Source organism: Botrimarina sp., assembly GCF_040219535.1.
Classification (GTDB): Bacteria; Planctomycetota; Planctomycetia; order Pirellulales; family Lacipirellulaceae; genus Botrimarina.
The window spans coordinates 1-19,708 of sequence record NZ_JAVJSH010000020.1; the positions used below are offsets into that span (position 1 = coordinate 1).

At 66.7% G+C, this 19,708-nt stretch carries 20 protein-coding genes; 7 read left to right on the forward strand and 13 right to left on the reverse strand.

Going from position 1 to position 19,708, the window contains the following annotated elements; translation table 11 throughout:
• Positions 1-282 precede the first annotated feature (282 nt).
• The 5 genes from RIC11_RS10195 to sufU form a co-directional block, all read right to left on the reverse strand.
• On the reverse strand, positions 283-672 hold the full coding sequence (locus RIC11_RS10195; protein ID WP_350210882.1) for an acyl carrier protein: 390 nt from the start codon (positions 670-672) through the stop codon (positions 283-285).
• A gap of 70 nt (positions 673-742) precedes the next feature.
• On the reverse strand, positions 743-1,237 hold the full coding sequence (locus RIC11_RS10200; RefSeq protein ID WP_350210884.1) for a 3-hydroxyacyl-ACP dehydratase FabZ family protein: 495 nt from the start codon (positions 1,235-1,237) through the stop codon (positions 743-745).
• 253 nt (positions 1,238-1,490) lie between these two features.
• Positions 1,491-2,774 (reverse strand): aminotransferase class V-fold PLP-dependent enzyme, encoded by a 1,284-nt coding sequence (locus tag RIC11_RS10205; RefSeq protein WP_350210886.1) that lies wholly within the window; start codon positions 2,772-2,774, stop codon positions 1,491-1,493.
• A gap of 80 nt (positions 2,775-2,854) precedes the next feature.
• On the reverse strand, positions 2,855-3,367 hold the full coding sequence (locus tag RIC11_RS10210) for a hypothetical protein (protein ID WP_350210888.1): 513 nt from the start codon (positions 3,365-3,367) through the stop codon (positions 2,855-2,857).
• Positions 3,368-3,451: 84 nt separating this feature from the next.
• Positions 3,452-3,838: a Fe-S cluster assembly sulfur transfer protein SufU gene (sufU, locus tag RIC11_RS10215; RefSeq protein WP_350210890.1), complete on the reverse strand. Its 387-nt coding sequence runs from the start codon at positions 3,836-3,838 to the stop codon at positions 3,452-3,454.
• A gap of 308 nt (positions 3,839-4,146) precedes the next feature.
• Between sufU and RIC11_RS10220 the strand changes: the two genes are divergently transcribed.
• From RIC11_RS10220 to RIC11_RS10230, 3 genes are all read left to right on the forward strand, one after another.
• Complete coding sequence (locus RIC11_RS10220; protein ID WP_350210892.1) at positions 4,147-6,753, forward strand: SHD1 domain-containing protein; 2,607 nt, start codon at positions 4,147-4,149, stop codon at positions 6,751-6,753.
• 319 nt (positions 6,754-7,072) lie between these two features.
• On the forward strand, positions 7,073-7,429 hold the full coding sequence (locus RIC11_RS10225; protein ID WP_350210894.1) for a hypothetical protein: 357 nt from the start codon (positions 7,073-7,075) through the stop codon (positions 7,427-7,429).
• Complete coding sequence (locus RIC11_RS10230; RefSeq protein ID WP_350210896.1) at positions 7,404-7,922, forward strand: hypothetical protein; 519 nt, start codon at positions 7,404-7,406, stop codon at positions 7,920-7,922. Before RIC11_RS10225 ends, RIC11_RS10230 begins: the two co-directional genes overlap by 26 nt.
• On the opposite strand, the gene RIC11_RS10235 is transcribed toward RIC11_RS10230, so the two are convergent.
• The 3 genes from RIC11_RS10235 to RIC11_RS10245 form a co-directional block, all read right to left on the reverse strand.
• Complete coding sequence (locus RIC11_RS10235; protein WP_350210898.1) at positions 7,913-8,878, reverse strand: IS1/IS1595 family N-terminal zinc-binding domain-containing protein; 966 nt, start codon at positions 8,876-8,878, stop codon at positions 7,913-7,915. The two genes, RIC11_RS10230 and RIC11_RS10235, sit on opposite strands and share 10 nt — an antisense overlap.
• Before the next feature lie 1,367 nt (positions 8,879-10,245).
• On the reverse strand, positions 10,246-10,650 hold the full coding sequence (locus tag RIC11_RS10240) for a hypothetical protein (protein ID WP_350210899.1): 405 nt from the start codon (positions 10,648-10,650) through the stop codon (positions 10,246-10,248).
• Between the two features lie 212 nt (positions 10,651-10,862).
• Positions 10,863-11,186: a hypothetical protein gene (locus tag RIC11_RS10245; protein WP_350210901.1), complete on the reverse strand. Its 324-nt coding sequence runs from the start codon at positions 11,184-11,186 to the stop codon at positions 10,863-10,865.
• A gap of 243 nt (positions 11,187-11,429) precedes the next feature.
• Between RIC11_RS10245 and RIC11_RS10250 the strand changes: the two genes are divergently transcribed.
• Positions 11,430-12,230, forward strand: a complete 801-nt coding sequence (locus RIC11_RS10250) for a 3-keto-disaccharide hydrolase (RefSeq protein ID WP_350210903.1) — start codon at positions 11,430-11,432, stop codon at positions 12,228-12,230.
• A 22-nt stretch (positions 12,231-12,252) separates the two neighbouring features.
• Here RIC11_RS10250 and RIC11_RS10255 read toward each other — a convergent pair whose 3' ends face one another.
• On the reverse strand, positions 12,253-12,783 hold the full coding sequence (locus tag RIC11_RS10255; RefSeq protein ID WP_350210905.1) for a Fur family transcriptional regulator: 531 nt from the start codon (positions 12,781-12,783) through the stop codon (positions 12,253-12,255).
• 252 nt (positions 12,784-13,035) lie between these two features.
• Positions 13,036-13,341: a flagellar biosynthesis anti-sigma factor FlgM gene (locus tag RIC11_RS10260; protein WP_350210907.1), complete on the reverse strand. Its 306-nt coding sequence runs from the start codon at positions 13,339-13,341 to the stop codon at positions 13,036-13,038.
• Between the two features lie 776 nt (positions 13,342-14,117).
• Here RIC11_RS10260 and RIC11_RS10265 point away from each other — a divergent pair.
• The 3 genes from RIC11_RS10265 to RIC11_RS10275 all read left to right on the forward strand — a co-directional run bounded on the left by RIC11_RS10265 (position 14,118) and on the right by RIC11_RS10275 (position 16,368).
• Positions 14,118-14,309 carry a hypothetical protein gene (locus RIC11_RS10265; RefSeq protein ID WP_350210908.1) on the forward strand — a complete coding sequence of 64 codons (192 nt, stop codon included), beginning with the start codon at positions 14,118-14,120 and terminating at the stop codon, positions 14,307-14,309.
• A gap of 148 nt (positions 14,310-14,457) precedes the next feature.
• The gene (gene ispH / locus RIC11_RS10270) at positions 14,458-15,393 is read left to right on the forward strand and encodes a 4-hydroxy-3-methylbut-2-enyl diphosphate reductase (RefSeq protein WP_350210910.1); all 936 of its coding nucleotides are present in this window, start codon (positions 14,458-14,460) and stop codon (positions 15,391-15,393) included.
• Between the two features lie 558 nt (positions 15,394-15,951).
• Positions 15,952-16,368 (forward strand): secondary thiamine-phosphate synthase enzyme YjbQ, encoded by a 417-nt coding sequence (locus tag RIC11_RS10275; RefSeq protein WP_350210912.1) that lies wholly within the window; start codon positions 15,952-15,954, stop codon positions 16,366-16,368.
• Between the two features lie 54 nt (positions 16,369-16,422).
• On the opposite strand, the gene RIC11_RS10280 is transcribed toward RIC11_RS10275, so the two are convergent.
• The 3 genes from RIC11_RS10280 to RIC11_RS10290 all read right to left on the reverse strand — a co-directional run bounded on the left by RIC11_RS10280 (position 16,423) and on the right by RIC11_RS10290 (position 19,481).
• Positions 16,423-17,274 carry an ABC transporter permease gene (locus tag RIC11_RS10280; protein ID WP_350210914.1) on the reverse strand — a complete coding sequence of 284 codons (852 nt, stop codon included), beginning with the start codon at positions 17,272-17,274 and terminating at the stop codon, positions 16,423-16,425.
• Positions 17,275-17,442: 168 nt separating this feature from the next.
• Entirely contained in the window at positions 17,443-18,288 is an 846-nt protein-coding gene (locus tag RIC11_RS10285) for an ABC transporter permease (RefSeq protein WP_350210916.1), read from the reverse strand.
• A gap of 185 nt (positions 18,289-18,473) precedes the next feature.
• Entirely contained in the window at positions 18,474-19,481 is a 1,008-nt protein-coding gene (locus tag RIC11_RS10290) for an ABC transporter ATP-binding protein (protein ID WP_350210918.1), read from the reverse strand.
• Between the last annotated feature and the right edge of the window lie 227 nt (positions 19,482-19,708).

Genomic DNA, 19,708 nt, shown 5'->3' on the forward strand with positions numbered 1-19,708 from the left:
AGAGAGGCTAACTAGCTTTGCCAGCCGCCGCGTGTCGCGCGGCGAGGTTTCGCCGTAGGCGAGCCGAGACCGCCTAGCAACGCAGCCCGTGAATCGATCGACCCAGAACCAACGCATTGGGGGAGGCTGTAGGCTGGAGGCTGGAGGCCGGAGGAAGCGCCGGGGGCGTTGCTTGGGCGCCTAAGTTGGTTTTCGAAGCCGGATCGGCCGACCGGCGGCCGCGGAGCGGCCTGCGCGCGTCCTGCAGCCCTCGGCCTCCAGCCTCCAGCCTGTCGCCGCAGGCTACGCCTGCGCCAGCTTGTACTCGACGAAGCCGACCATGTCGCGCACGGTCAGCTGCTTGCCGAGCTTCTGGACTTGGGGGTCTTGCTCGAACGCGGACAGGTCGGCGAAGGGCATCCGCTCCTTGAGCTTCGTGATGCCCACGTCGTTGACCTTGCCGTCGGACACGTAGTCGGCGTTGGTGAGGATGTCCTCGGGGAACAGCTCGCCGCGCTCGATCTTGATGTCGAACGCCTTTTCCAAGCGGAACACGATGTCCAAGAAGTCGATGCTCTCCGCGTCGAGGTCGCCCTGGAGGGTCGCCTCGGGAGTGACCTCGTCCTCTTCGACGCCCAGCGCGTCGACGAGCGCCTCCTGCACCTTCGCGAAGATCTCTTCTTTGGTAGCCATGCCGGTTTCTCGGACTCGGTTACGGGAGTCAGCGGGCCGCAGACGCTCGCCCGCCACGCTATCGGCGCCATCACGCCGGGGTTCTGGCCGCGGCGCCGCTTAGTCGCATCACCGCTTCGATCGACCTCATGTAGCGGACAACATGAGCGTCGACTTCCGCCAGCGCGGGATCTTGGTCTCTGAGGTTGTATCGTTGCATCACCAGCCGCCCGGTGAGGCTCACGCTGTCGCCCACCGTGCCGGTGACCTTGAACGTCGCGTGCACGTCGTCTTTTTTCAGCAGCTCGGTCACCACCTCCAGCCGCGAGCCGGGGCGTACGAAGTCGGCGTACTTGACGTTCTTCGCCTCCTTCAGCTCGACCACGCTGTGCGCGTAGTCCTCGGTCAGCCGCAGCAGCCAGGCCGACGCCTGCGTGGCCGCCTCGAGCATGAACACGCCCGGCAGCACCGGGAACTCCGGGAAGTGGTCCTGGAGGTACTCCTCGCTGTAGCTGACCTGCTTCGACGCGACCAACCGCTCGGCGCCATCGAACTCTTCGATCTTGTCGAGCAGCCAAAACCGCATCGAATTTACGGAACGCTGTAAAAATGGGGGGGATGGGTCGAGCGAGCCGCGGATTATAGCGGCGCCACCGATCGGCCACAACGCGGTCATCGGCCGCCGCGTTCGACCAGCGAACCCCACGGCGAGCCGGCGACATGAGTCGTCGGTGGAAGCACCGGGTCGGGCCGCCGACCGCGAATGGCTACAACACCCACGACTCACGTCGTGGGCTCGCGGGCTATCGCCGGTGCTCTAGCTGGCTTGGGCTGCCGGCTTACTGACGAGGGCGGCGGCGGCGGCCGGACGGCTTGAAGCGGTCGCGCACCGAAGCGATGGCCTCCGCCAGCCGCTCGACCTCGCCCGGCGTGTTGTAGAGATAGAAACTGGCCCGCGTGCTAGCGGTCAGCCCCAGCCGGTCGTGCAGCGGCTGCGTGCAGTGGTGCCCGGCCCGCACGGCGATCCCTTCACGGTCCAGCAGCTGCGCGATGTCGTGCGCGTGGGGGCGGTCCAGCACGAAGCTCACCAAGCCGGCCCGCTCGTGCTCCGCCGGGTCGGGGCCCAGCAAGCGGATCCCCTCGATGCCCGATAGCCGCTCCCACGCGGCCTCGCCCAGCGCGAGCTCGTGCTCGTGGATCGCGTCGAGGCCGATCGCCTGCAGGTAATCGATCGCCGCCCCCAGGCCGATCGCCTGCGTGATCGGCGGCGTGCCCGCTTCGAATTTCGCGGGCAGGTCGGCCGGCGTGAAGCGGTCGTCGTAAACGCGGTTGATCATGCTCCCCCCGCCCATGAACGGGGGCATCGCTTCGAGCAGCTCCTCGCGCCCGTACAAGAGGCCCACGCCCGAGGGGCCGCAAAGCTTGTGGCCGCTGCAGACGAGGAAGTCGCAGCCCATCGCGCGCACGTCGGTCGGCATGTGCGGCGCGCTCTGGGCCGCGTCGACCAGGGTGACCGCGCCGGCCAGCTTCGCGAGCCCGCATAGCATGGCGACCGGGTTGACCGTGCCGAGCGTGTTGCTGACCGAGCTGAAGGCAAAGAGCCTCGTGCGGTCGGTGAGCACCTCGCCCAGGCGGTCGACCTCCAGCCGGCCGTCGTCGGTCATCGGCACGTGCTTGATGACCGCGCCGGTCCGCTCGGCGAGCTGGAACCACGGGACCAGGTTCGAGTGGTGCTCCATCGGCGTGAGGAGGATCTCGTCCCCCTCGCGCACATTGGCGTCGCCCCAAGAGCGGGCGACCGCGTTGATGCCGGCCGTCGTGCCGCCGGTGAAGATCACCTCGTGCTCGTGCTCGGCGCCGAGGAACGCCTGCGCTTTGCGGCGGGCCGCCTCGTAGGCGTCGGTCGACCGCTCGCTGAGCGTGTGCACGCCGCGGTGCACGTTCGCGTAGTCGCGCTCGTACGACTGCAAGACCGCGTCGATCACCGCCTGCGGCCGCTGGCTGCTGGCCGCGTTGTCAAGAAACGCCAGCGGCTTGCCGTTCACCTCCTGCGCAAGGATCGGGAAGTCGTCGCGCAGCGACTCGGGGAGCAGGGCGGCGGGGTTGGCTTCGGCTAGCTTCATTGATTCACCGCGGAGATCGCGGAGCACGCGGGGTAAAGAATCGGACGCGGATCAACGCTGATCGAGCGGATAGTCGCGGACTACGCGCCGACGGATGTCATAGGGACTTCTACGCTCAAGTCGTCCGACAGTTTACCGGTGACCTCGCGAAGCCTTTGCAACTTGCCGTGTTTGGCGTCACGCAGTGCATTGTGGAAGCGGTAAGTCTGCGGTTGTCGCCATGGCCGGAGGATGACAACGATAGGGTTGAACTCCTTCTCGCCGGCGAAGAAGCGAAACGCCAGCGTACTCCACGACAGAGTCGGCCACCGCTTTCGTTCCGACCAGTTCAGCACGGCCCCACGACGTCCGATCGCGGGGATGACGGCCCCTTCGAAGTAATCTTGCCAGTTGGGGCTATTCGAGTAGACGATTAGCGTGTCGAGCCCACGCGCCCGCCAAGCAATCCAGAGGCAAACCAAGAAGGTCGCGTTCCGAACCGCTAGGCAGAGGAGGAAAGACGCAACGATTGGCAGCAGAAGCAGAACCAACGGGAAGAAGACAACTCGCTTCGCCAACCGGAGCCATCGCGACCCGTGTTGATCCGCGCTCATCAGCCCAATCCGCGTTTATCCGCGTTCCGTTCTTCCTCTCCGCGTCCTCCGTGCTCTCCGCGGTGAATCCCCCCGGCTCCGTGGTTACCCCGCCACCGGCGAGTGCACCGCCTGCCGGATCACCCGCCAGCCGAGCAGCGCGCACTTTTGGCGGTTGGGCGTCAGGCGGGGGCCGTAGAGCTTCAGCATGTCCTCGGCCGAGAACCGCTCGACCTCGTCGACGGTCTTGCCGCAGAGCTCCTCCAGCAGCATCGAGGCCGACGCCTGGCTGATCACGCAGCCGTCGCCCTCGAACGCACAGTCCGCGACCTTCCCGTCCGCGTCGAGCTTCAGCGCGATCCGCACGACGTCGCCGCACAGGGGGTTCTTGTCCTCGTGCGCGTGGGTCTCCCCTTCGAGGGGCCCGTTGTGGAACGGGTCCTCGTAGTGGTCGAGGATGTGCTCTTGGTAGATCTCTTCTTCGTCGGTCATCGCTGCTGGTACGGGGGACGTCAGGGTTTGGGCCTCTCCGGTCGACCACCCTCAACTCTAGAGCCCACGCGGCTTTGCGGCAACGCGGCGGACGCCTCCGGCCCGATGGATTATCGTAGAAGCCTCGTTCGATCGTCCGCTGCACCCCAACACTTCGTCGCTGCGTTATGCGAGTCGCCCGATCCCTCGTTGCTGTGGGGGCCTGCGTCGGTGCGGCCGCCGTGGCCCAGGTCTTGAACGCCCAAGCCCCAACGCCGCAGGCCCCGGCCGGGCGCGGTGAGGGGGTCGACCCGCGATCGATGGTCACGATGACCATCGCCAACGCTCAAGAGCTCGTCGCCGCGGCGCCGGACCCGGGTCTCTCGCACGACCTTCTCAAGGCCCTCGGCGAGCGTGAGCTCGCTTTCGAAGCGTTTCGCCGGAAGAACAAACCGGGCGAGGCCGGCGCACAGGAACTGGTCGTCGCGCTGGTCCACTTGGCCGCCCCGGACGGGGTCGAGGCCGTCCTGCCGATCGGCGCCCAGTTGGGCGTCGGGCCGGTCGCCGACTTCGACGCGTTTGTCGACTCGATCGACTACGCAAGGGTCCTCAGCAAGAGCGCCGACCGACGCGTGCTGCGTGTCGAGGTCGATCCAGCCGAGATCACCCTTGAGAAACTGCGGCAGCGTTACGAGTCGCACCCCGCCCCGCACTTCTCGGCAAGGCGGCTCTTCGAGCAACCCGCTACCGGATTCGGCGACATGCACGCTGCGCTCCCCCAGCCCTCGCAGGTCCGGGACTTGCTCGGCGGCGGGCCAGAGCAACTGGGGGCAGCGATCGAGGAGGGCAACCGTGTCGAGATCGACCTGGCGAAGACCCCGTTCCGCGCGACGGTCCGCGACATGGAAACCGACGCGTTCGGCAACCGATTGGCCTTGGTCGAACTCCGCGACACCTCGCCGCTCGAGAAAGGATTGCGCGACGCCGGGCTGCGCGCTCGGGTGCGACGCTCCGAGTCGATCGCTTTTTGGGCGCCGGTCAGCCGGCTACGCAAGGCGACCGGCCCCGATATCGCTCCCGCACACGAGCGGACCTGGACCGACGCTACAGGCAAGTTCCGCATCGAAGCGACTTACGTGGGCCTCGACGGGGAGAGCGTTCGGATACGAAAAAGCGGCGGTAAAGAAACCCTCGTCCCGCTGGCCAAGCTATCCGACGCCGACCGGCGGTACGTCGCCGACCGGCGAGCCGCCGAGGCGGCGCCCATCGAGAAAAACCCTTTCGCCGACCCGAAGGAATCAGAGTCGCGATCGCTACGCGCCGACTGGAGCGGCGTGGCCGCGGTCCGTGTGCAACCCGACGCCCGTCAGGCCCGCTACGCGCCGCCCGCGGCGGCGAGCCCGGTCGAGCCCGCGGTCGATTCGCTGCAACTCGGCCGGCCGCTCGACCCGGGGCCCCTCGGCGAGCGGCTGATTCGGCTCGACGTGGCGCCCGACGGCTCGGCGGCGATCGCGGTCGTCGAGTCGGGCTTGCCCGCGGAGGAACGCCACAGCGTGCAGTACCTCGATTTCTCCGACGGACGGGCCGAACCGCTCTACGCAACCCCGGCGGGCTCGGTCGTGCTCGACGCGGACGCCGCCCAGCGTGTGGTGCTCCTCAAGGGCGGCGATGTCGCCGATCAGTCCGCAAGGCTTTTCGTGTACCACTTGGCGCCCGACGGCCTGCGTCCGAGCGTCGATTTCGACGCGGCGCCTCCCGACGCGTTCCACGAGCAGCTCGAAGCGGCCTACTCACTCGCCGGCGGCCGCGTCATGACGCGCTGCCTCGCCGGCGACTACGTCGTGTGGCGTCGCGACGACGCGAAGGCCCTGCACCGCCTGCCCGGTTCGATCTCCGGTTCTGCCGTGCAGGTGGCGCCGGACCGGCGTCACGTCGCGATCGGCGGCGACGGAATCGCTTTAGTCGACACGCAAGCGGGCGCAACGGTGGTCGCCATCCCCGATCGGTTCGGCCGCGTCCACTCGATCGGCCTCGACTCGACGTTGTCGCGGATCGCGTTCGCCACGTCCGAGGGCTTAGTCCTTGGCGGCGACCTGCGAACCGGCAAGAGGTTATTCCTGCTGACCGCGTCGTCGAGGGACGCGATGCAGATCGACTGGATCGGCGGCTGGCTGCTGCTCGATGGCGCCGACGTGATCGAGCCGCATTACCCCGTGACCCTGTGGCGATACTTCGTCGCCGACAGCTTCAACGAGCACTACGCAACCGCCCGCGCCGGGAGGGTTTGGTACGGCCCCAAACGCGGCGGCAAGGGCGGCCTCTACGTAGGGTCGATACCCGCGCCGCACGACGCGATGACCCGGACCCATGGCGAACTGCCGCCGGTCGACGAGTTGCTCCTGGTCGAGCGGGGTGACGATGTGCGGCTCGAAATCGACACCGACCTTGGCCCGCAGACCGCGGAGCGGCTGCGAGACTCGGTCGGCGAAGCGCTCGCCAGCGCGGGCTACCGGGTCCGCCACGAGGACGACCCCGAGCCCTTAGCCGCTCGGGTGCGGGTCTCGTGCAAAGCGCTGCCTCAGCAAGAGCTCCGCATCAACACCACCGGCCGTCCCTTCCCAAAGGACAAAGATCTCGAGCGACGCACCGTCAGGCCCTACGCGTCGAGCATCGAGATGCTCGTCGACGAAGAGGTCGTTTGGTCACAGGGGTGGACCGCGCGGCCTGGCCACATCATTCACTTGCTTCCCGGTGAGGAGCTAGACGACGCACTCAAACGGCTCACCACGCCCGACGTCGACAGCTTGGCCGAGGCCAACTTCCCGGTCGAGGTCACCCAAGACGGCCGGGCCACGGCCGGCGGGCACTACGGCGCGTCGATCCTTTCGCACGAGGGAGTCGTGCAAGACTGGAACGACAGTTCCGAGGTCCGCTGACAGCGACGCCACGCCCGGCCAATTCCGTTAAAGCGCCCCGCCGATCGGGCGACAATAGACCGATTTTCGCGGCGTCGAACGTGACCACCGAGCGTCGCGCGTCACGGTGTAACGAAACGCGGCAGTGTAACGCATGCCTAAACCCTGGCGCGGCAACGGCTTAACGGCGGTTTCGTTACCGTTTCGCGGGCACTGGCGGATTAGTTGGTTGCTGGGGAGTTTTTTCGGGGGCGGCCGCGCGGTTTGCCCGATGGCGGGGCGTCTGGCAACAATTCGCCGGCCTTGCCAGAGTCGCTAGCGGCTGCGTACTATCAGCGGGATGGCGGAGGAAGCATCCGGCACGAACGGCACGAAGAATCCTACTTCCACGGCAGATGTCGCCGTGGCACGCTGGCGCACGATTCGCACGCTGGGAATCTGCGGCTGCGTTGCCTATTGCGTCTATCTGATCACTGACGCCGTGAAGGAGCTATTTGGTCAGCCCGTTTGGGTCACGGTGCTAGTGGCCGTTTTGGGCGCACTGACTGCCGCGCTGCCTCAACTGCTGGTTTGGTGGAAATTCCGGAAGTTCACGAAGGAGCGTCTTGGCCGAATCGCGGTGCTAGAATCGGAGAAGGATCCGCAGCGTTCGTCCAGTGGCCTTGAGTCAGATGGAGGACACCAAAGTGATACTTGAATACGCACAGCTATTCTTAGGCACTTTCGGCCTGACGCTCAGCGTGTCCTATCTGATTTGGTGTCGGGTGCGGATCACTGTGGTGCGCCAGGAGCTATTCGAGGTTCGGGACCGCCTATGGGATGAGGCTCGCGATATTGGCGCACTCAACGACCCGGCCTACTTGTACGCCCGCGATCGGCTAAACGATGCGATCGTGTTGGCCTACCGCTTGTCGCTGCCTGCTTTGATCGCAGCGATGATCCGGCAGAGCGAATCGCCGCGAACCGAAGTGCCGAAGAGCGACAACCAGGCGCTGCAAGCGGCCATCGAAGGGGCCCAGAGAATGGCAGCCCGACATATCGCACGGTCGGTCGTCATCTACCGTCCATTCACGGGAGTGCTCGTCCTGCTGACCGTCGGTACGATGGGCATCGTTGTCGAAAGGATTTATTGGCTCTTGTCTCAGCCTTTCGGCAGCGGCGGGAACCACGGTCGACTTGCTCACGCCTGATAGGCTGCCTCCGCGGCCGTTTCGAGCAGCTCCTTAATCGTCCAAGCCTTCTCCGCCAGCCCGCTGGCCATCGCTGGAGTCTGCTTGCCCTCCAGGCCCGTGTTGACGCGGCACCAGTTGTACCAAGCGAAGAAGATCGCTTGCATCGCGACGTGGTGTTCCATGCTCTTGCTGTGGCCGTTGGTGAGCCGCGTAAAGCGACGCAGGTGCATCCGCAGGCTGAGGTTGACGCGCTCGACGTGCGACGTGCTGACCCGCTCTAGGTCCGGGTCGCCGAAGCGGGGCTTTTTCTCGGCGGCTATTATCTTGGCCGGCGAGTAGCGGGTGGTGACCTGCGTGCTCGCGTAGGTCTTCACGACCTGGGCGAAATCGACCCGCTCCCCCAGCGTGAACGGCACGGCCGATCGGTAGGCTTGCAGGCCGTCGCTGGTGACCTGCATGCGGCCCGTCGTCGCCTTGCGGAGCTTCCGCACGACCCGGTAGCAGTCCTCAAGCTCGCGGGCGCCGACGTGGTGGGCGAGCACGAACTTGGTGTTCGCTTCGATGGCGATCCAGGTCCAGGAGTCGCCGCATTCGTCGCCGTAGCCGCGATCGATCCGCCGCTTCTCCTTGAGCCCCACGAAGCTCCAGATTTCGTCGATTTCGACGTGGTCGGCTTGGACCCCTTCGACGCTGTCCAGGAGCGCTTGGCAGTTCTCGCCCACCGCGAGGATCAGGTCGCCGATGGTGTTGCGGTCCAGGCCGGTCAGCCGGCTGGCGGCCCGGATGCTCATGCCCTCCAGGAGCATGCCTAGGACGGTCTGGGCGTCCCGCAGGCTGATCCGCATATCGCCGATCGGCTTGGCGGTCTCTTCTAGCCAGGTGTGGCCGCAGAGCTTGCAGCGAAGCCGCTGCTTGCCCGAGGCGTTCTTGCCGTGCTTCTTGTGGCTCTCGTGCGTGCAGACGGAAATGACCATTGCGTTTGCTCCCGGGTGGGGGCTCCCGCTATGATCCAGGTACTAGGCTGGGATCGGGCGAGAGCCTGATTTCGGTTGCTCAGGGCCGGTTGCCGCCGGCTCTGAGCTTTCTTCACTGCCTGTTATTGTAGCTACAACTACCCTCGGCACAAGGGTTGACGGAAACGTTTTTGTGGCTACCTTTACGGCATGGCCCGACCCGAAAAGCCGCCCGAAGAGCGCAAAGAAAACGTGCTCCGTATCCGCATGACGGAAGCGGAGCGCGCCGAGCTTGACAAGGCTGCCGACGGCAAGACCTCTAGCTGGGCGCGTGCGGTGCTCTTGAGGGCTGCCCGTAGAGTCAGCCGCTGAGCGGAGAGAGGGGGTTACGATCCCTTCCGTAGGCGCACGGAACCCTCCGGCAGCTTATAAGGCTGCTGCGCCGCCAAGACGCGGGCCGCTCTCCGAAGAGAGCGGACTTACGGCCGCTTAAAAGAAAACGCTCATGGCCGCTGTAGACAGCCACGAGCGTTTTTGGGTTCGTTCGATTCGGCTACGACGCCAAACAGTGCAAACCAAAATTGATGATTGTCGTCGTGCCTCCGATGGAGCGGTGCCTAGCCCAAAAGTAAACGCCGACGAGAGTCCCGTCGGCGTCTGGTAGGTAGCAATTTGACGCTACGCTGCTCGATCCCTGAGCCACGCTTTTTTGAATCTCCGATTCCGCGTGCATTACGAGGGCGTCGGCAACTTGCGCAGAAACCCCTAGCCCGGCGATCCGGTCAGCGATCGGTTCCGCCCAAACGACGCTTGAGTTCATCGCGTAGCTCATCCGTGGTTAGCACATCGCCTCGCTCGGCGGCGGCGACGCACTCAGATTCAAACTCCATGTCCCATTCGGGCGACGGTCCCAAGACGCCCAAGCCGGCCAGAGCGCGACTGATCGCCTTTTGTACCGTTTCGATGCTGTTAAGGCTATCGGTAGAACCAACAGCCATTAGCTCCTCGACAATGCGGGCGCGTACGACGGGCGCATATTCTCCAATTAGCCGCCTGACTGGGGCCGGCAGGGCGCTGCTTTGGTTGCCTAGAGTTCCGGTTGCCATGTGTCCCTCGCGCAATATGAGGCCCCAATGCCAGTTGATTCGGCATGGGGCCAGTCGTCTCTTTCCGTAATCCGCCGTGCGATGCACGGGAGCGTGCGAATTTCGCCCTTGCTCTTGTTGACTCTGACCCTCCTCAAACCTACTACGCAAAGAGTACGCATTAGGCGGACCAAAAGCGAGATCCGTTGCGAGATAGCGTAGCCACAAAATCCCGGTTGCGATAACGTTGACAGTTTGTCAACGTTATCGCAAAAACCTGCCTCCGTCAACCTTGACATCGCTTTAACCGCCATTCGCGCCGTCATATTGACCGCCTACCCGTAGGGTAGCCACCCCCCAGACCCCACCCTCGCACCAAAACCGCTCCCGGTGCCGCAGCATCGAAACCCGCAGCGTGCCCTTGAGCGACGCCGGCCCCCGCTTGCTGACGTAGCCGGCGTCGGCCACCGCGACAGCCAACTCCAGGAGCGTCAGCGGCCCCCGCTCGGCAAGAATCCGCTCGGCGATCGCGATAGAGGACTCGGCCCGGAGCGGCTTCTTCGCCCTCGCTTGCGGGCACTCCCGCAGCAGGCGGCGCTCCACGGCCCGTATCTCTTTCTTGGCGTGGGCGTAGTCCAGTTCGGCGGCCCGGATCGCGGCGTCTCGCCGCGCCTTGGCCTGCGCCTTCAAGCGGTCGATCAGTTCCATGCCGCCGAGGGTAGAATCGGCGGAGAGCCTCGGGAACGGGGCGGGCGGCCAGCAACCGTTTAGTCAGCCAGTGCCGTTTCGCGTGACACGCCGTTTTTTAGGCCGTGTCGCGTTTCAAACCGAGAAGCCGCGGCGCCGTGTGGCGATGCGCCGCAGGCCGCTCAGCGGCAGCGGATCAGTAGCAGCCATCGGGCGGCAGCGGATCGGGCGTGTCAGCTGCGCTGGCCCAGGTCGCGGATGTCGGCCGCCGTGAGCTTCTTCTTTTCGAGCGGCTCGGGCAGGGCCTCGGGTTTCGCGTCGCCCGGGTCGGGCAGCCGTTTGTCGGCCAGGGGCTGGCCGCACACGGGCTGCTCGCGGCGGAGCGTCATCTGGCCGTTGGCGATCGCCAGGATGTCCTTGGCGGTCAGCATCCGCCGGCCGCGTGGGCCGGTCGGCTCCTCGGGCTGCGAGTCGGCGGCCGAGCCGGACTGGGCCGACTCGTCGGCCGCGGGCTTCTTGGCGGCGCGGGCCGCTGCGAGGATTTCTTCGGTTGTCATCGCCAAGCACACCCCTACGCCGCGGCTTCCCTGGTGAACCCCGCCTGCCGGTATCGGACCTTGCGGCCGGCCCTCCGTTGCTCCCCCGATTTTGCCTGCCGGCGGCCCCCGAGGGAAGGCGCATCGAGCGCCGGCGGCCGGTCGGTGGCTCGTTGCGGCGGCCGCGCCGGCGGGGCATACTCGCAAGTCTTATCGACAGCTGCCGATCCGCCAGCCCGCTCACCCCGCTTGAGGCCCCACGAGATGCGCCACTCGACCCGCCTGGCCGCCGCTGCCTGTTGTCTGTTGTTCGTCGCCGGCTCGGCGGCCGCGCTGGAGTACCTGCCCGGCATGGCGTGGGACGAGCCGCGAGTGGTCGACCCCGGCCCCACGGACGACGCGCCGCCCTCGGACGCGGTCGTGCTGTTCGGCGGCGAGGACCTGTCGGCCTGGGAGAACGCGCAGGGGTGGAGCGTCGAGGACGGCGCGATGGTCGCCGGCAAGGGGATGGTCCGCAGCAAGGAACAGTTCGGCGACTGCCAGGTCCACATCGAATGGTCCGCCCCCGAGCCGGCCGAGGGGAGTGGCCAAGCCCGCGGCAACAGCGGCGTGTTCTTGATGGGCAAGTACGAGCTCCAGGTGCTCGACTCGTACGACAACAAGACCTATCCCGAGGGGCAGGCCGGGTCGATCTACAAGCAGATCCCGCCGATGGTCAACGCGATGCGGCCGCCGGGCGAGTGGAACACGTACGACATCTTCTGGACCTGCCCGAAGTTCGCCGACGGCGAGCTGCTGTCGCCGGCCACGGTGACCGTGGTCCACAACGGCGTGCTGGTGCTGAACCACTTCACGCTGCTGGGCGACACGCCGTACCACCGGCCGCCGCAGTACGAGGACATCGGACCGAAGGGCCCGATCGCGCTGCAAGACCACGGCAACCCGGTCCGCTTCCGCAACATCTGGGTCCGCGAAATCGCCGCCCCGACCGGCGCGCAGGGCGAGCCGATGTTCCGCGAAGGGGACCGCACCTGGCCGGTGGAGCAGGGCGCGGCGGGCGAGTGACGCTAGCCGGGCCGCACGCCGGCTAAACCAAATCGAGCGGCGAGGGCCGCCGGTGGCGCTTGGCAGCGCAGCCCTTGCACAGGCCGCTGATCGTTAGCCGGTGGCCGGTCACACGGAAGCCGTGCTCGCGGGCGACCGCCTCGCGCAGAGCGAGCAGCTCGTCGCTGCGGAACTCGATCAAGCCGTCGCACTGGGTGCAGTGCAGGTGGTCGTGCTGGGGGTAGCCGTAGTCGGGCTCGTAGACCGCCCGGCTGCCGAGGGTCATCTTCCGCAGCAGGCCGGCCTCGACCAGCTCGTCGAGGGCCCGGTAGACCGTCGCGCGGCTGACCCGCTCGCCGCCGCGGGCCTTGCGGTTGAGCTGGTCGATCAGCTCCTCCGCGTCGAAGTGGTCGTGGCGGGCGAACACGTGGTCGACCAGGGCCCGACGCTGCGACGTGGTCCGCTTCCCCTTGCTCTGCAGGTACTCGTCGAAACGCTCCTGCGGCGTCATCGACACACGGACCTCGCCCAGCGAGAAGTCGCTGGCCGTCGAGTCGACGGCGCCGTCGGTCAACGGAGCAGAGTGGGGAATCATCCGGTCGCGATGGCGGGGCGGGTTCGGTTGGGCCTATCGGCCATCCTAGGGACCGCAGCCACGAGGAACAACCAACCGGCTCAGCGACCAAACACCCCAGCCTACAAAACACCGGAGCCTCGGGCGTCGGCCCGGGGAGTGCTAGCCGAATCCCTCGACGGCAAACTCCCCGGGCCATCGCCCGAGGCTCCGGTAAGGGATTTCCGGGGGCCGGCCGCTGGACGATCGGGGCTAGCCGATCTGGTCGAGCAGCCGGTCGAGGGCCGTATCGAACTTGTCGATCGACTCGTAGCGGCCCGCGGCGATCTCGCCCTTCAGGCGGTTCACCAAACCGCTCCGCACGCCGTCCGGCCCGGGGATCCCCTCCGCGGCGCGGGCGTCGAGCGCCTCGGCGGCGGCGGAGGCTTTCTGAGCCTCGGCCGAGAACGTCACCTGGTCGGACGCCTGCGCGCCGGCGGCCGGCGCGGCCGAGCGGCGGAAGTGGGGGCCTGACAGGGCTTGGGGACCGTGGATCTGGGTGGGGCCGTTGACTTGCATCTTGCGTTGGACTCCTAACTCGCGTGGCAGCCACGCCGACGGGTCGGCGTCATCGAAGGCTACGCCATCGGGCGTGGTGGCTGGTGGGTCGATTCTACGGGGAACTGGCGAACTCGTTCAGAGCGTCGCCTAGGCCCTGGGGCACATGGCGCCGCTCGCTGGACTCTTCTGGCCAGTTCCTTCTGACCCGTACGCCGAACCAACTAGGCTGACCGAGCGTCGCGGGCCGTACGCTCCGTACGGCCTGGCTCGGCGGTGGTTCGGCGACTCCGCCTCCTTGTGGCGGCCGCTCACTAGCGGTGCTAGCGGGCGGCTTTGCGATGAGTCTGTTCGTTGCTTCGGGCCCGCAACCGGCCTGGCTGCAACGAATTGAGCCCCCGGCCGATCAGCACACACACGCCCGGTTTGCCGGGCGGGCAGGATAGTACGTCTGCGTGATGCTTCGGGGCAACAGCGGATCGGCCCCGAGCGTGGCGGCCGGGCAACACGGGACGTGTCGGACGGGGTGGTTGGGGGCTGATAGGCGGGGTGGGGCGCCGGTTGGTTCGGGCTGGCCCGACGCGGCGTGTCGGGGCGGTCTTGGCGAAGAGTCGGCGGGCGCCGGACGGGCCGCCCGCGCGGCGGCTGGCCGCACTATCGACGCATTCGCCAATCCCCAAGCGAACCCCCGAACCGGCCTGCGATGTCCCTCGTATTGCAAGCACCTGGAACGCCTATCCCGCGGTCGCGGGCGCGAGTCGTTCCGCCCCCCCCACGGAGCACAGAGGAGGCGAACGATGAGCGCCGAGGCCCTGCCGAGCGAAGTTTTCGCCGTCGATCAGAATAGCCAGTTCCACCCGATCCGCCTGCCGCTGGAGGCCTTCGCCGACCTGCACCGCGAGACGCTCGACTCGCTGCGCGAGTTCGTCAAGAGCCACCGCGAGCGGTTCCCGCAGGGACCGCCACGGCGCAAGCCGCGGCCGCGGTAGCGGACCCAACCCGACACAACGGCCACCCATCAACGGCCGGCGCTCCCGAGCTTCGGAGGGCGCCGGCCGTTTTTTGTGTTGGGCCGGGGCCGTATCATTCGGTTCTGTGATTGCCCAATCGATCGAGCCGAACCCGACCCGCCGCCAGATGAAAGTCCTCCTCGCCAGCCCCCGCGGATTCTGCGCCGGGGTCAACATGGCGATCGATTCGCTCGAGCTCGCGCTCGAGGCGTTCGGATCTCCGATCTACGTGTACCACGAGATCGTGCACAACCAGTACGTGGTGAACCACTTCCGCTCGCGCGGCGTGACGTTCCTCGACTCGGTCGACGAGGCCCCCGAGGGCGCCACGCTGCTGTTCAGCGCGCACGGCGTGTCGCCGGAGGTCCGCGCGGCGGCCAAGGCCCGCCGGCTGCGGGCGATCGACGCGACCTGCCCGCTGGTCACCAAGGTCCACCTCGAAGCGATCAAGTACGCCAAGCAGGGCCGCACGATCGTGCTGATTGGCCACGAGGGGCACGACGAGGTCATCGGCACCATGGGCGAGGCGCCCGAGGCGATCGTCCTGGTCGAGTCCCCCGAGGACGTCGATCGCCTGGAGATCGCCGACCCCGACAACATGGCCTACCTCACGCAGACGACGCTCAGCGTCGACGACACGGCCCGCGTCATCGCGCGGCTCCGCGAGCGCTTCCCGAACATCGCCGGCCCCGCCAAGAGCGACATCTGCTACGCGACCCAGAACCGCCAAGAGGCGGTCAGCAAGCTCTCCGCCGAGGCCGACCTGACGCTCGTGCTCGGCAGCCAGAACAGCAGCAACAGCCAACGCCTGGCCGAGCTTTCCAAGGAGTCGGGCGTGCCAGCCTACCTGATCGACGGCCCGCAGGACCTGCGGCCCGAGTGGTTCGACGGCGTCGAGACGGTCCTGGTCACCGCCGGCGCGAGCGCCCCGGAGAAGACCGTCGAAGCGGTGCTCGACCTCCTGGCCGCCGAGCACAACGCGACCGTCGAGCCCCGGCTGGTCCGCGAAGAAAGCGTGTCGTTCCCGCTGCCGCGCGAGCTGCGGGCGCTGGCTTCGTCGTAGGTCGCGCGCAGAGTCGCAGAGACAGCAGAGGAGTCGGCCGAGCCGACGGGTGACTGGCGAGCCCACGACGTCAGTCGTGGGTGGGTCTCACGCAAAGGCGCGAAGGCGCTAAGACAGTTCTTGAGAGACCGCCGCGTGGCAGCCAGCCGTCGATCGCTAGTTCGCCGCATGTCTCTTCGCGAGGCGGGGCAGGAAGCTGTCCGCTTGGCGAGTCTAGCCGTTGAAAGACCTTCATACGCTGAGTGGTCCCCCTTCATCTATCACGCCGCGCCGCATCGACATGAACCGTGCCTGATCGGGAAAACGCCATCTCGGTGGACAGTGCACGTTAAATCGACCCACCGTCACGAACCCGATGCGGTCTTCGATGGTGGCGATGGCTTTGTGGTCGTTGATCTTGTCAAAGAGAATGCCGAGTGGGCGTGAGCTGAACCACCCTTCCTTTGCGACTTCGCGCCTTTGCGTGAGACCCACCCACGATTAATGTCGTGGGCTCGCCAAAAACTCTCAGGATCGCCGTTCTCTCTGCTGTCTCTGCGACTCTGCGCGAGACCCCCTATGACCCACCAAGACAGCTTCACCCTCGAGACCGCCGGCCGGCGGGACATGCACGACGTCACGGCCGAGGTCGCGCGGATTGTCGGGGAGAGCGGCGTTCGGACCGGCACGGTGCAAGTGTTCAACGTGGGCAGCACCGGCGCGGTGGGGGCGATCGAGTTCGAGCCGGGCCTGGAGCGCGACTTGCCCGAGGTGCTCAACAAGCTGATCCCGCCGGGCCGCGACTACGGGCACGAGCAAGCCTGGCACGACGGCAACGCCCACTCGCACCTGCAGGCGACCTGGCTCGGCCAGTCGTGGTCGTGCCCGGTGGCCGACGGCCAGCCGCTGCTGGGAACCTGGCAGCAGGTGTTCCACCTGGAGTGCGACGTGAAGCCGCGCCGGCGGCGGATCGTCGTCACGGTGATGGGCGAGTGACATCAATCAGCGCATCAGCCCCGTTAGGGGCGATGTCGGGTGGCTTTAGCTGCTTTAGCTGCTCGCCGAGCGGTAGCTCTGGAGCGCCTTCTTGAAGACCCAGCGGCTGGCGAGTAGCGATACGGCGGTCGCGGCCAGCGCGAAGACCGCGAGGCCGGCGTACTCGGTCGAGAGCGGCTTGGCGAGCACCCGCGCGGGCACGTTGATCACGACCAGGATTGGCAGCAGGTACGTGAAGGTGAGCCGCAGCGCGTCGCCGAGGAAGTTGCCGCCGTAGATCTCCATCGGGTAGCGGCTGAAGTTTGTGATATAGAACCAGAAGTCGTAGAGCGTCTGGTTCCGCCCGAGCCAGATGCTGGTGGCCGCCAGCGCGATCATCACGCTGTACATGATCGACACGCCGCAGACGACATAGACCGGGTACAGCAGCCACGAGAGCAGCGACGGCGCCGCGGCGAGCCGCGGCAACGCGTAGGCGATCAGCGCGATCGCGACGAACAGGTTGCCCAGCGCCGACCACTTGCTCTTGCGGAGCGAGACCAAGAACTGCGTGTCGACCGGCTTCAAGAGGGCGAAGTCGAGCCCGCCGGCGCGGACCAGCTCGCTCAGCTCCTGCGCGTTCGGCATGAAGAACGCCTGCATGATCGAGTTGATGATCATCGTCGTGGCGATGAAGACCAGGAACTCGGGCTTCGCCCAGCCGGCGATGGCGGCGGTCTCGCCGGCGGGCTGGTTCTGCTCGATCTGGAAGAACACGAGCAAGTAGAACGCCAGGTTCATCACCATCCAGACGACCGAGCTGATCGCCTCGATGACGAAGTTCGAGCGGAACGTCATGTCGCGGATCAGCGAGTTCCGCGCGAACGTCCACAGGAGTTTCGGGTACAGGCGGATGGCTTCATTCATTTTTAACCGCCAAGACGCCAAGAGCGCCAAGAGCTTGTAGTGGGGCCGGGGCTATTTGCAGCAGTCGATCGATTTCCGGCTAGACGACTCAGTGTGTGATGGCGGGTAGGTCTCGTTGCTTCTTCCTCTGCGGCCTTGGCGCTCTTGGCGACTTGGCGGTTCCCTTTTTCACCCCCCAAAGCCGCTGTAGCGGGCGAAGCCGCGGCGCATGGCGACCCGCGCGGTGACGACGAAGAACGTGACCCAGAACGCTTGCAGCGCGAGGCCCTGCCAGAGGTCGGGCCCGGAGATCTTGCCGAGGTACACGGCCGCCGGGAAGTACGCGAGGAACTGCAGCGGCTGCCAGTAGAGGAACGGCTCGGCCCAGGCGGGCACGGCGCCCTCGAGGAAGTCGAGCGGGAACATGTGGCCTGAGAAAAAGAAGTTGGCCAGCATGTAGACGAACAACAGCGAGCTGACCTCCAGGAACCAGAAGCCGATCATGCCGAGGGTGGCCTCGAGGAAGAAGCCCAGCGCGAAGCCCATCAGCAGCGAGGCGACGAACGCGGCCCAGACGTGGCCCGGCGGCCACTCGGGGAAGTAATCGCCGCAGAGCCAGAACACCAGCGCGAACGGGCCGGCGGCCACGGTGTAGTAGACCAGCTTGTGCGCGACCCGCGCCAGCAGCAGGTAGTCCAGCAGGTCGATCGGCTGGATCATGAACTTCTTGATCTCGCCTTCCCGGATCTGCAACGCGATCCCCGACGCGAGGCCCGGCATCGAGCTGAACGCGCGGCCGAGCATCGTCAGCAGGTAGTAGGCGATGACGTCGTCGCCCGAGAAGCCGTTGATCGTCCCGCCGTTGAGGGAGTTGAAGACCGCGGTCCAGAGGAAGATCTGGGTGACGATCGGCAAGAACCGCATCAGCGTGCCCAGCGCGAAGTCGCCCCGGTACACGAGGCGCTCCTGCACGGCGGTGCGGAAGATCGTCCACCCGGCGGACAAGGCGGTCGGCGTCGCGGCGGTGGCTTGCATCGTCGTCGGGTGGTCGGGGGGGGGAACCGCCAAGACGCCAAGAGCGCCAAGGCCGCCAAGTACCGGTTCATCGAGTCTTCAATAGGATCGACTCTATCGCTTCGCTAGCCCTGAAATCGAGGATGGTTGTCGGGCGCCACGTTCGCCGCTCGCCGGGCCGCTTGGCGCTCTTGGCGACTTGGCGGTTAGACCGAAGCAGAGGCCAGCTCCTGCGAGTCGCCGGCGGTGGCGAACATGTCCGCGATGACTTGCTCCAGGGGCGGGTCTTCGACGCTCACGTCGGCCACGGTGTAGTCCCGCAACACGTTCGAGAGCACGTCGGAGATCCGCTCGCGCTCGACCTTGACGCGCGCCTTGGGGGGCTCGGCGTCGAGCGGCTCGCCGAAGCGCGACAGGTCGGGCAGGGGCTGGTCGTTGGCGAACTGCAGCGTGAGCACCTTGTGGCCGCTGAAGCGGTCGACGATCCCGGCGAGCGACCCGTCGTACATCAGCCGCCCCCGGGCGATGATCACCACGCGGCGGCACAGCGCGGCGATATCCTTCATGTAGTGGCTGGTCAGCAGGATCGTGATCCGCCGTTCTTCCTGGTAGCGCTTGAGGAACTGCTGGATGTTGTGCTGCGCGACGACATCCAATCCAATCGTCGGCTCGTCGAGGAACAGCACCTCCGGCTCGTGCAGCAGCGCGGCGATCAGCTCCATCTTCATCCGCTCGCCGAGCGACAGCTCGCGGACCGGCTGGTTGAGCAGCTCACGCACGTCGAGCAGCTCGGTCAGCTCGCCCAGCGTCGCGTCGTACCGGTGGGGTTTCAGCCGGTAGATTTGCTGGTGCAGGCGGAACGACTCGGCCGCGGGCAGGTCCCACCAGAGCTGGTTCTTCTGGCCCATCACCAGGGCGAAGCGGCGGCGGTACTCGTTCGCCCGCTTCCAGGGGACGAAGCCCATGACCTCGGCCTCGCCGGAGGTGGGGCTGATCACGCCGGAGAGGAGCTTGAGGGTGGTCGTCTTGCCGGCGCCGTTGGGGCCGAGGAACGCGACGAACTCCCCCTGCTCGACCTCCAGGTCGATCCCGCGCACGGCCTCCACATCGCGGAACTCCCGGTGGAACAGCCCCCGCACCGACGCGAGCACGCCCTCCTGCTTCTGGTAAACGCGGTACGACTTCCGCAGCCCGCGGATCTGGATGATGGCCATGGCGGTCGATTGTAGGGGCGCAGGGGGCGGGGGGACAGAATCGGGGGGCCGCGGGGCGGGGGAAGCTGGGAGTGGGCGGTTCGCGGGACGGTTCCCGCTCCGGCTTCCCGCTTCCCCACACCGGCTTCGCGCTTCCCCGCCTTCCCGCTTCCCTACACCGGGCCTTCGCGACTCCGCCTTTGCCGTGCCGGGACGCTCGGTTATGTTTTCAGGGGTAGCACTTCACC

Excerpts from the sequence above, each read along its gene's own strand:
- RIC11_RS10230 (WP_350210896.1), top strand. The coding sequence starts at position 7,404 with ATGGAGGACACCAAAGTGATACTTGAATACGCACAGCTATTCTTAGGC.
- RIC11_RS10220 (WP_350210892.1), top strand. The coding sequence starts at position 4,147 with ATGACCATCGCCAACGCTCAAGAGCTCGTCGCCGCGGCGCCGGACCCG.
- RIC11_RS10260 (WP_350210907.1), bottom strand. The coding sequence starts at position 13,341 with ATGCAAGTCAACGGCCCCACCCAGATCCACGGTCCCCAAGCCCTGTCA.
- RIC11_RS10250 (WP_350210903.1), top strand. The coding sequence starts at position 11,430 with ATGCGCCACTCGACCCGCCTGGCCGCCGCTGCCTGTTGTCTGTTGTTC.
- RIC11_RS10245 (WP_350210901.1), bottom strand. The coding sequence starts at position 11,186 with ATGACAACCGAAGAAATCCTCGCAGCGGCCCGCGCCGCCAAGAAGCCC.
- RIC11_RS10200 (WP_350210884.1), bottom strand. The coding sequence starts at position 1,237 with ATGCGGTTTTGGCTGCTCGACAAGATCGAAGAGTTCGATGGCGCCGAG.
- RIC11_RS10235 (WP_350210898.1), bottom strand. The coding sequence starts at position 8,878 with ATGGTCATTTCCGTCTGCACGCACGAGAGCCACAAGAAGCACGGCAAG.
- RIC11_RS10210 (WP_350210888.1), bottom strand. The coding sequence starts at position 3,367 with ATGAGCGCGGATCAACACGGGTCGCGATGGCTCCGGTTGGCGAAGCGA.
- ispH (WP_350210910.1), top strand. The coding sequence starts at position 14,458 with ATGAAAGTCCTCCTCGCCAGCCCCCGCGGATTCTGCGCCGGGGTCAAC.
- RIC11_RS10285 (WP_350210916.1), bottom strand. The coding sequence starts at position 18,288 with ATGCAAGCCACCGCCGCGACGCCGACCGCCTTGTCCGCCGGGTGGACG.
- RIC11_RS10205 (WP_350210886.1), bottom strand. The coding sequence starts at position 2,774 with ATGAAGCTAGCCGAAGCCAACCCCGCCGCCCTGCTCCCCGAGTCGCTG.
- RIC11_RS10195 (WP_350210882.1), bottom strand. The coding sequence starts at position 672 with ATGGCTACCAAAGAAGAGATCTTCGCGAAGGTGCAGGAGGCGCTCGTC.
- RIC11_RS10265 (WP_350210908.1), top strand. The coding sequence starts at position 14,118 with ATGAGCGCCGAGGCCCTGCCGAGCGAAGTTTTCGCCGTCGATCAGAAT.
- RIC11_RS10290 (WP_350210918.1), bottom strand. The coding sequence starts at position 19,481 with ATGGCCATCATCCAGATCCGCGGGCTGCGGAAGTCGTACCGCGTTTAC.
- RIC11_RS10275 (WP_350210912.1), top strand. The coding sequence starts at position 15,952 with ATGACCCACCAAGACAGCTTCACCCTCGAGACCGCCGGCCGGCGGGAC.
- sufU (WP_350210890.1), bottom strand. The coding sequence starts at position 3,838 with ATGACCGACGAAGAAGAGATCTACCAAGAGCACATCCTCGACCACTAC.
- RIC11_RS10225 (WP_350210894.1), top strand. The coding sequence starts at position 7,073 with ATGGCGGAGGAAGCATCCGGCACGAACGGCACGAAGAATCCTACTTCC.
- RIC11_RS10240 (WP_350210899.1), bottom strand. The coding sequence starts at position 10,650 with ATGGAACTGATCGACCGCTTGAAGGCGCAGGCCAAGGCGCGGCGAGAC.
- RIC11_RS10280 (WP_350210914.1), bottom strand. The coding sequence starts at position 17,274 with ATGAATGAAGCCATCCGCCTGTACCCGAAACTCCTGTGGACGTTCGCG.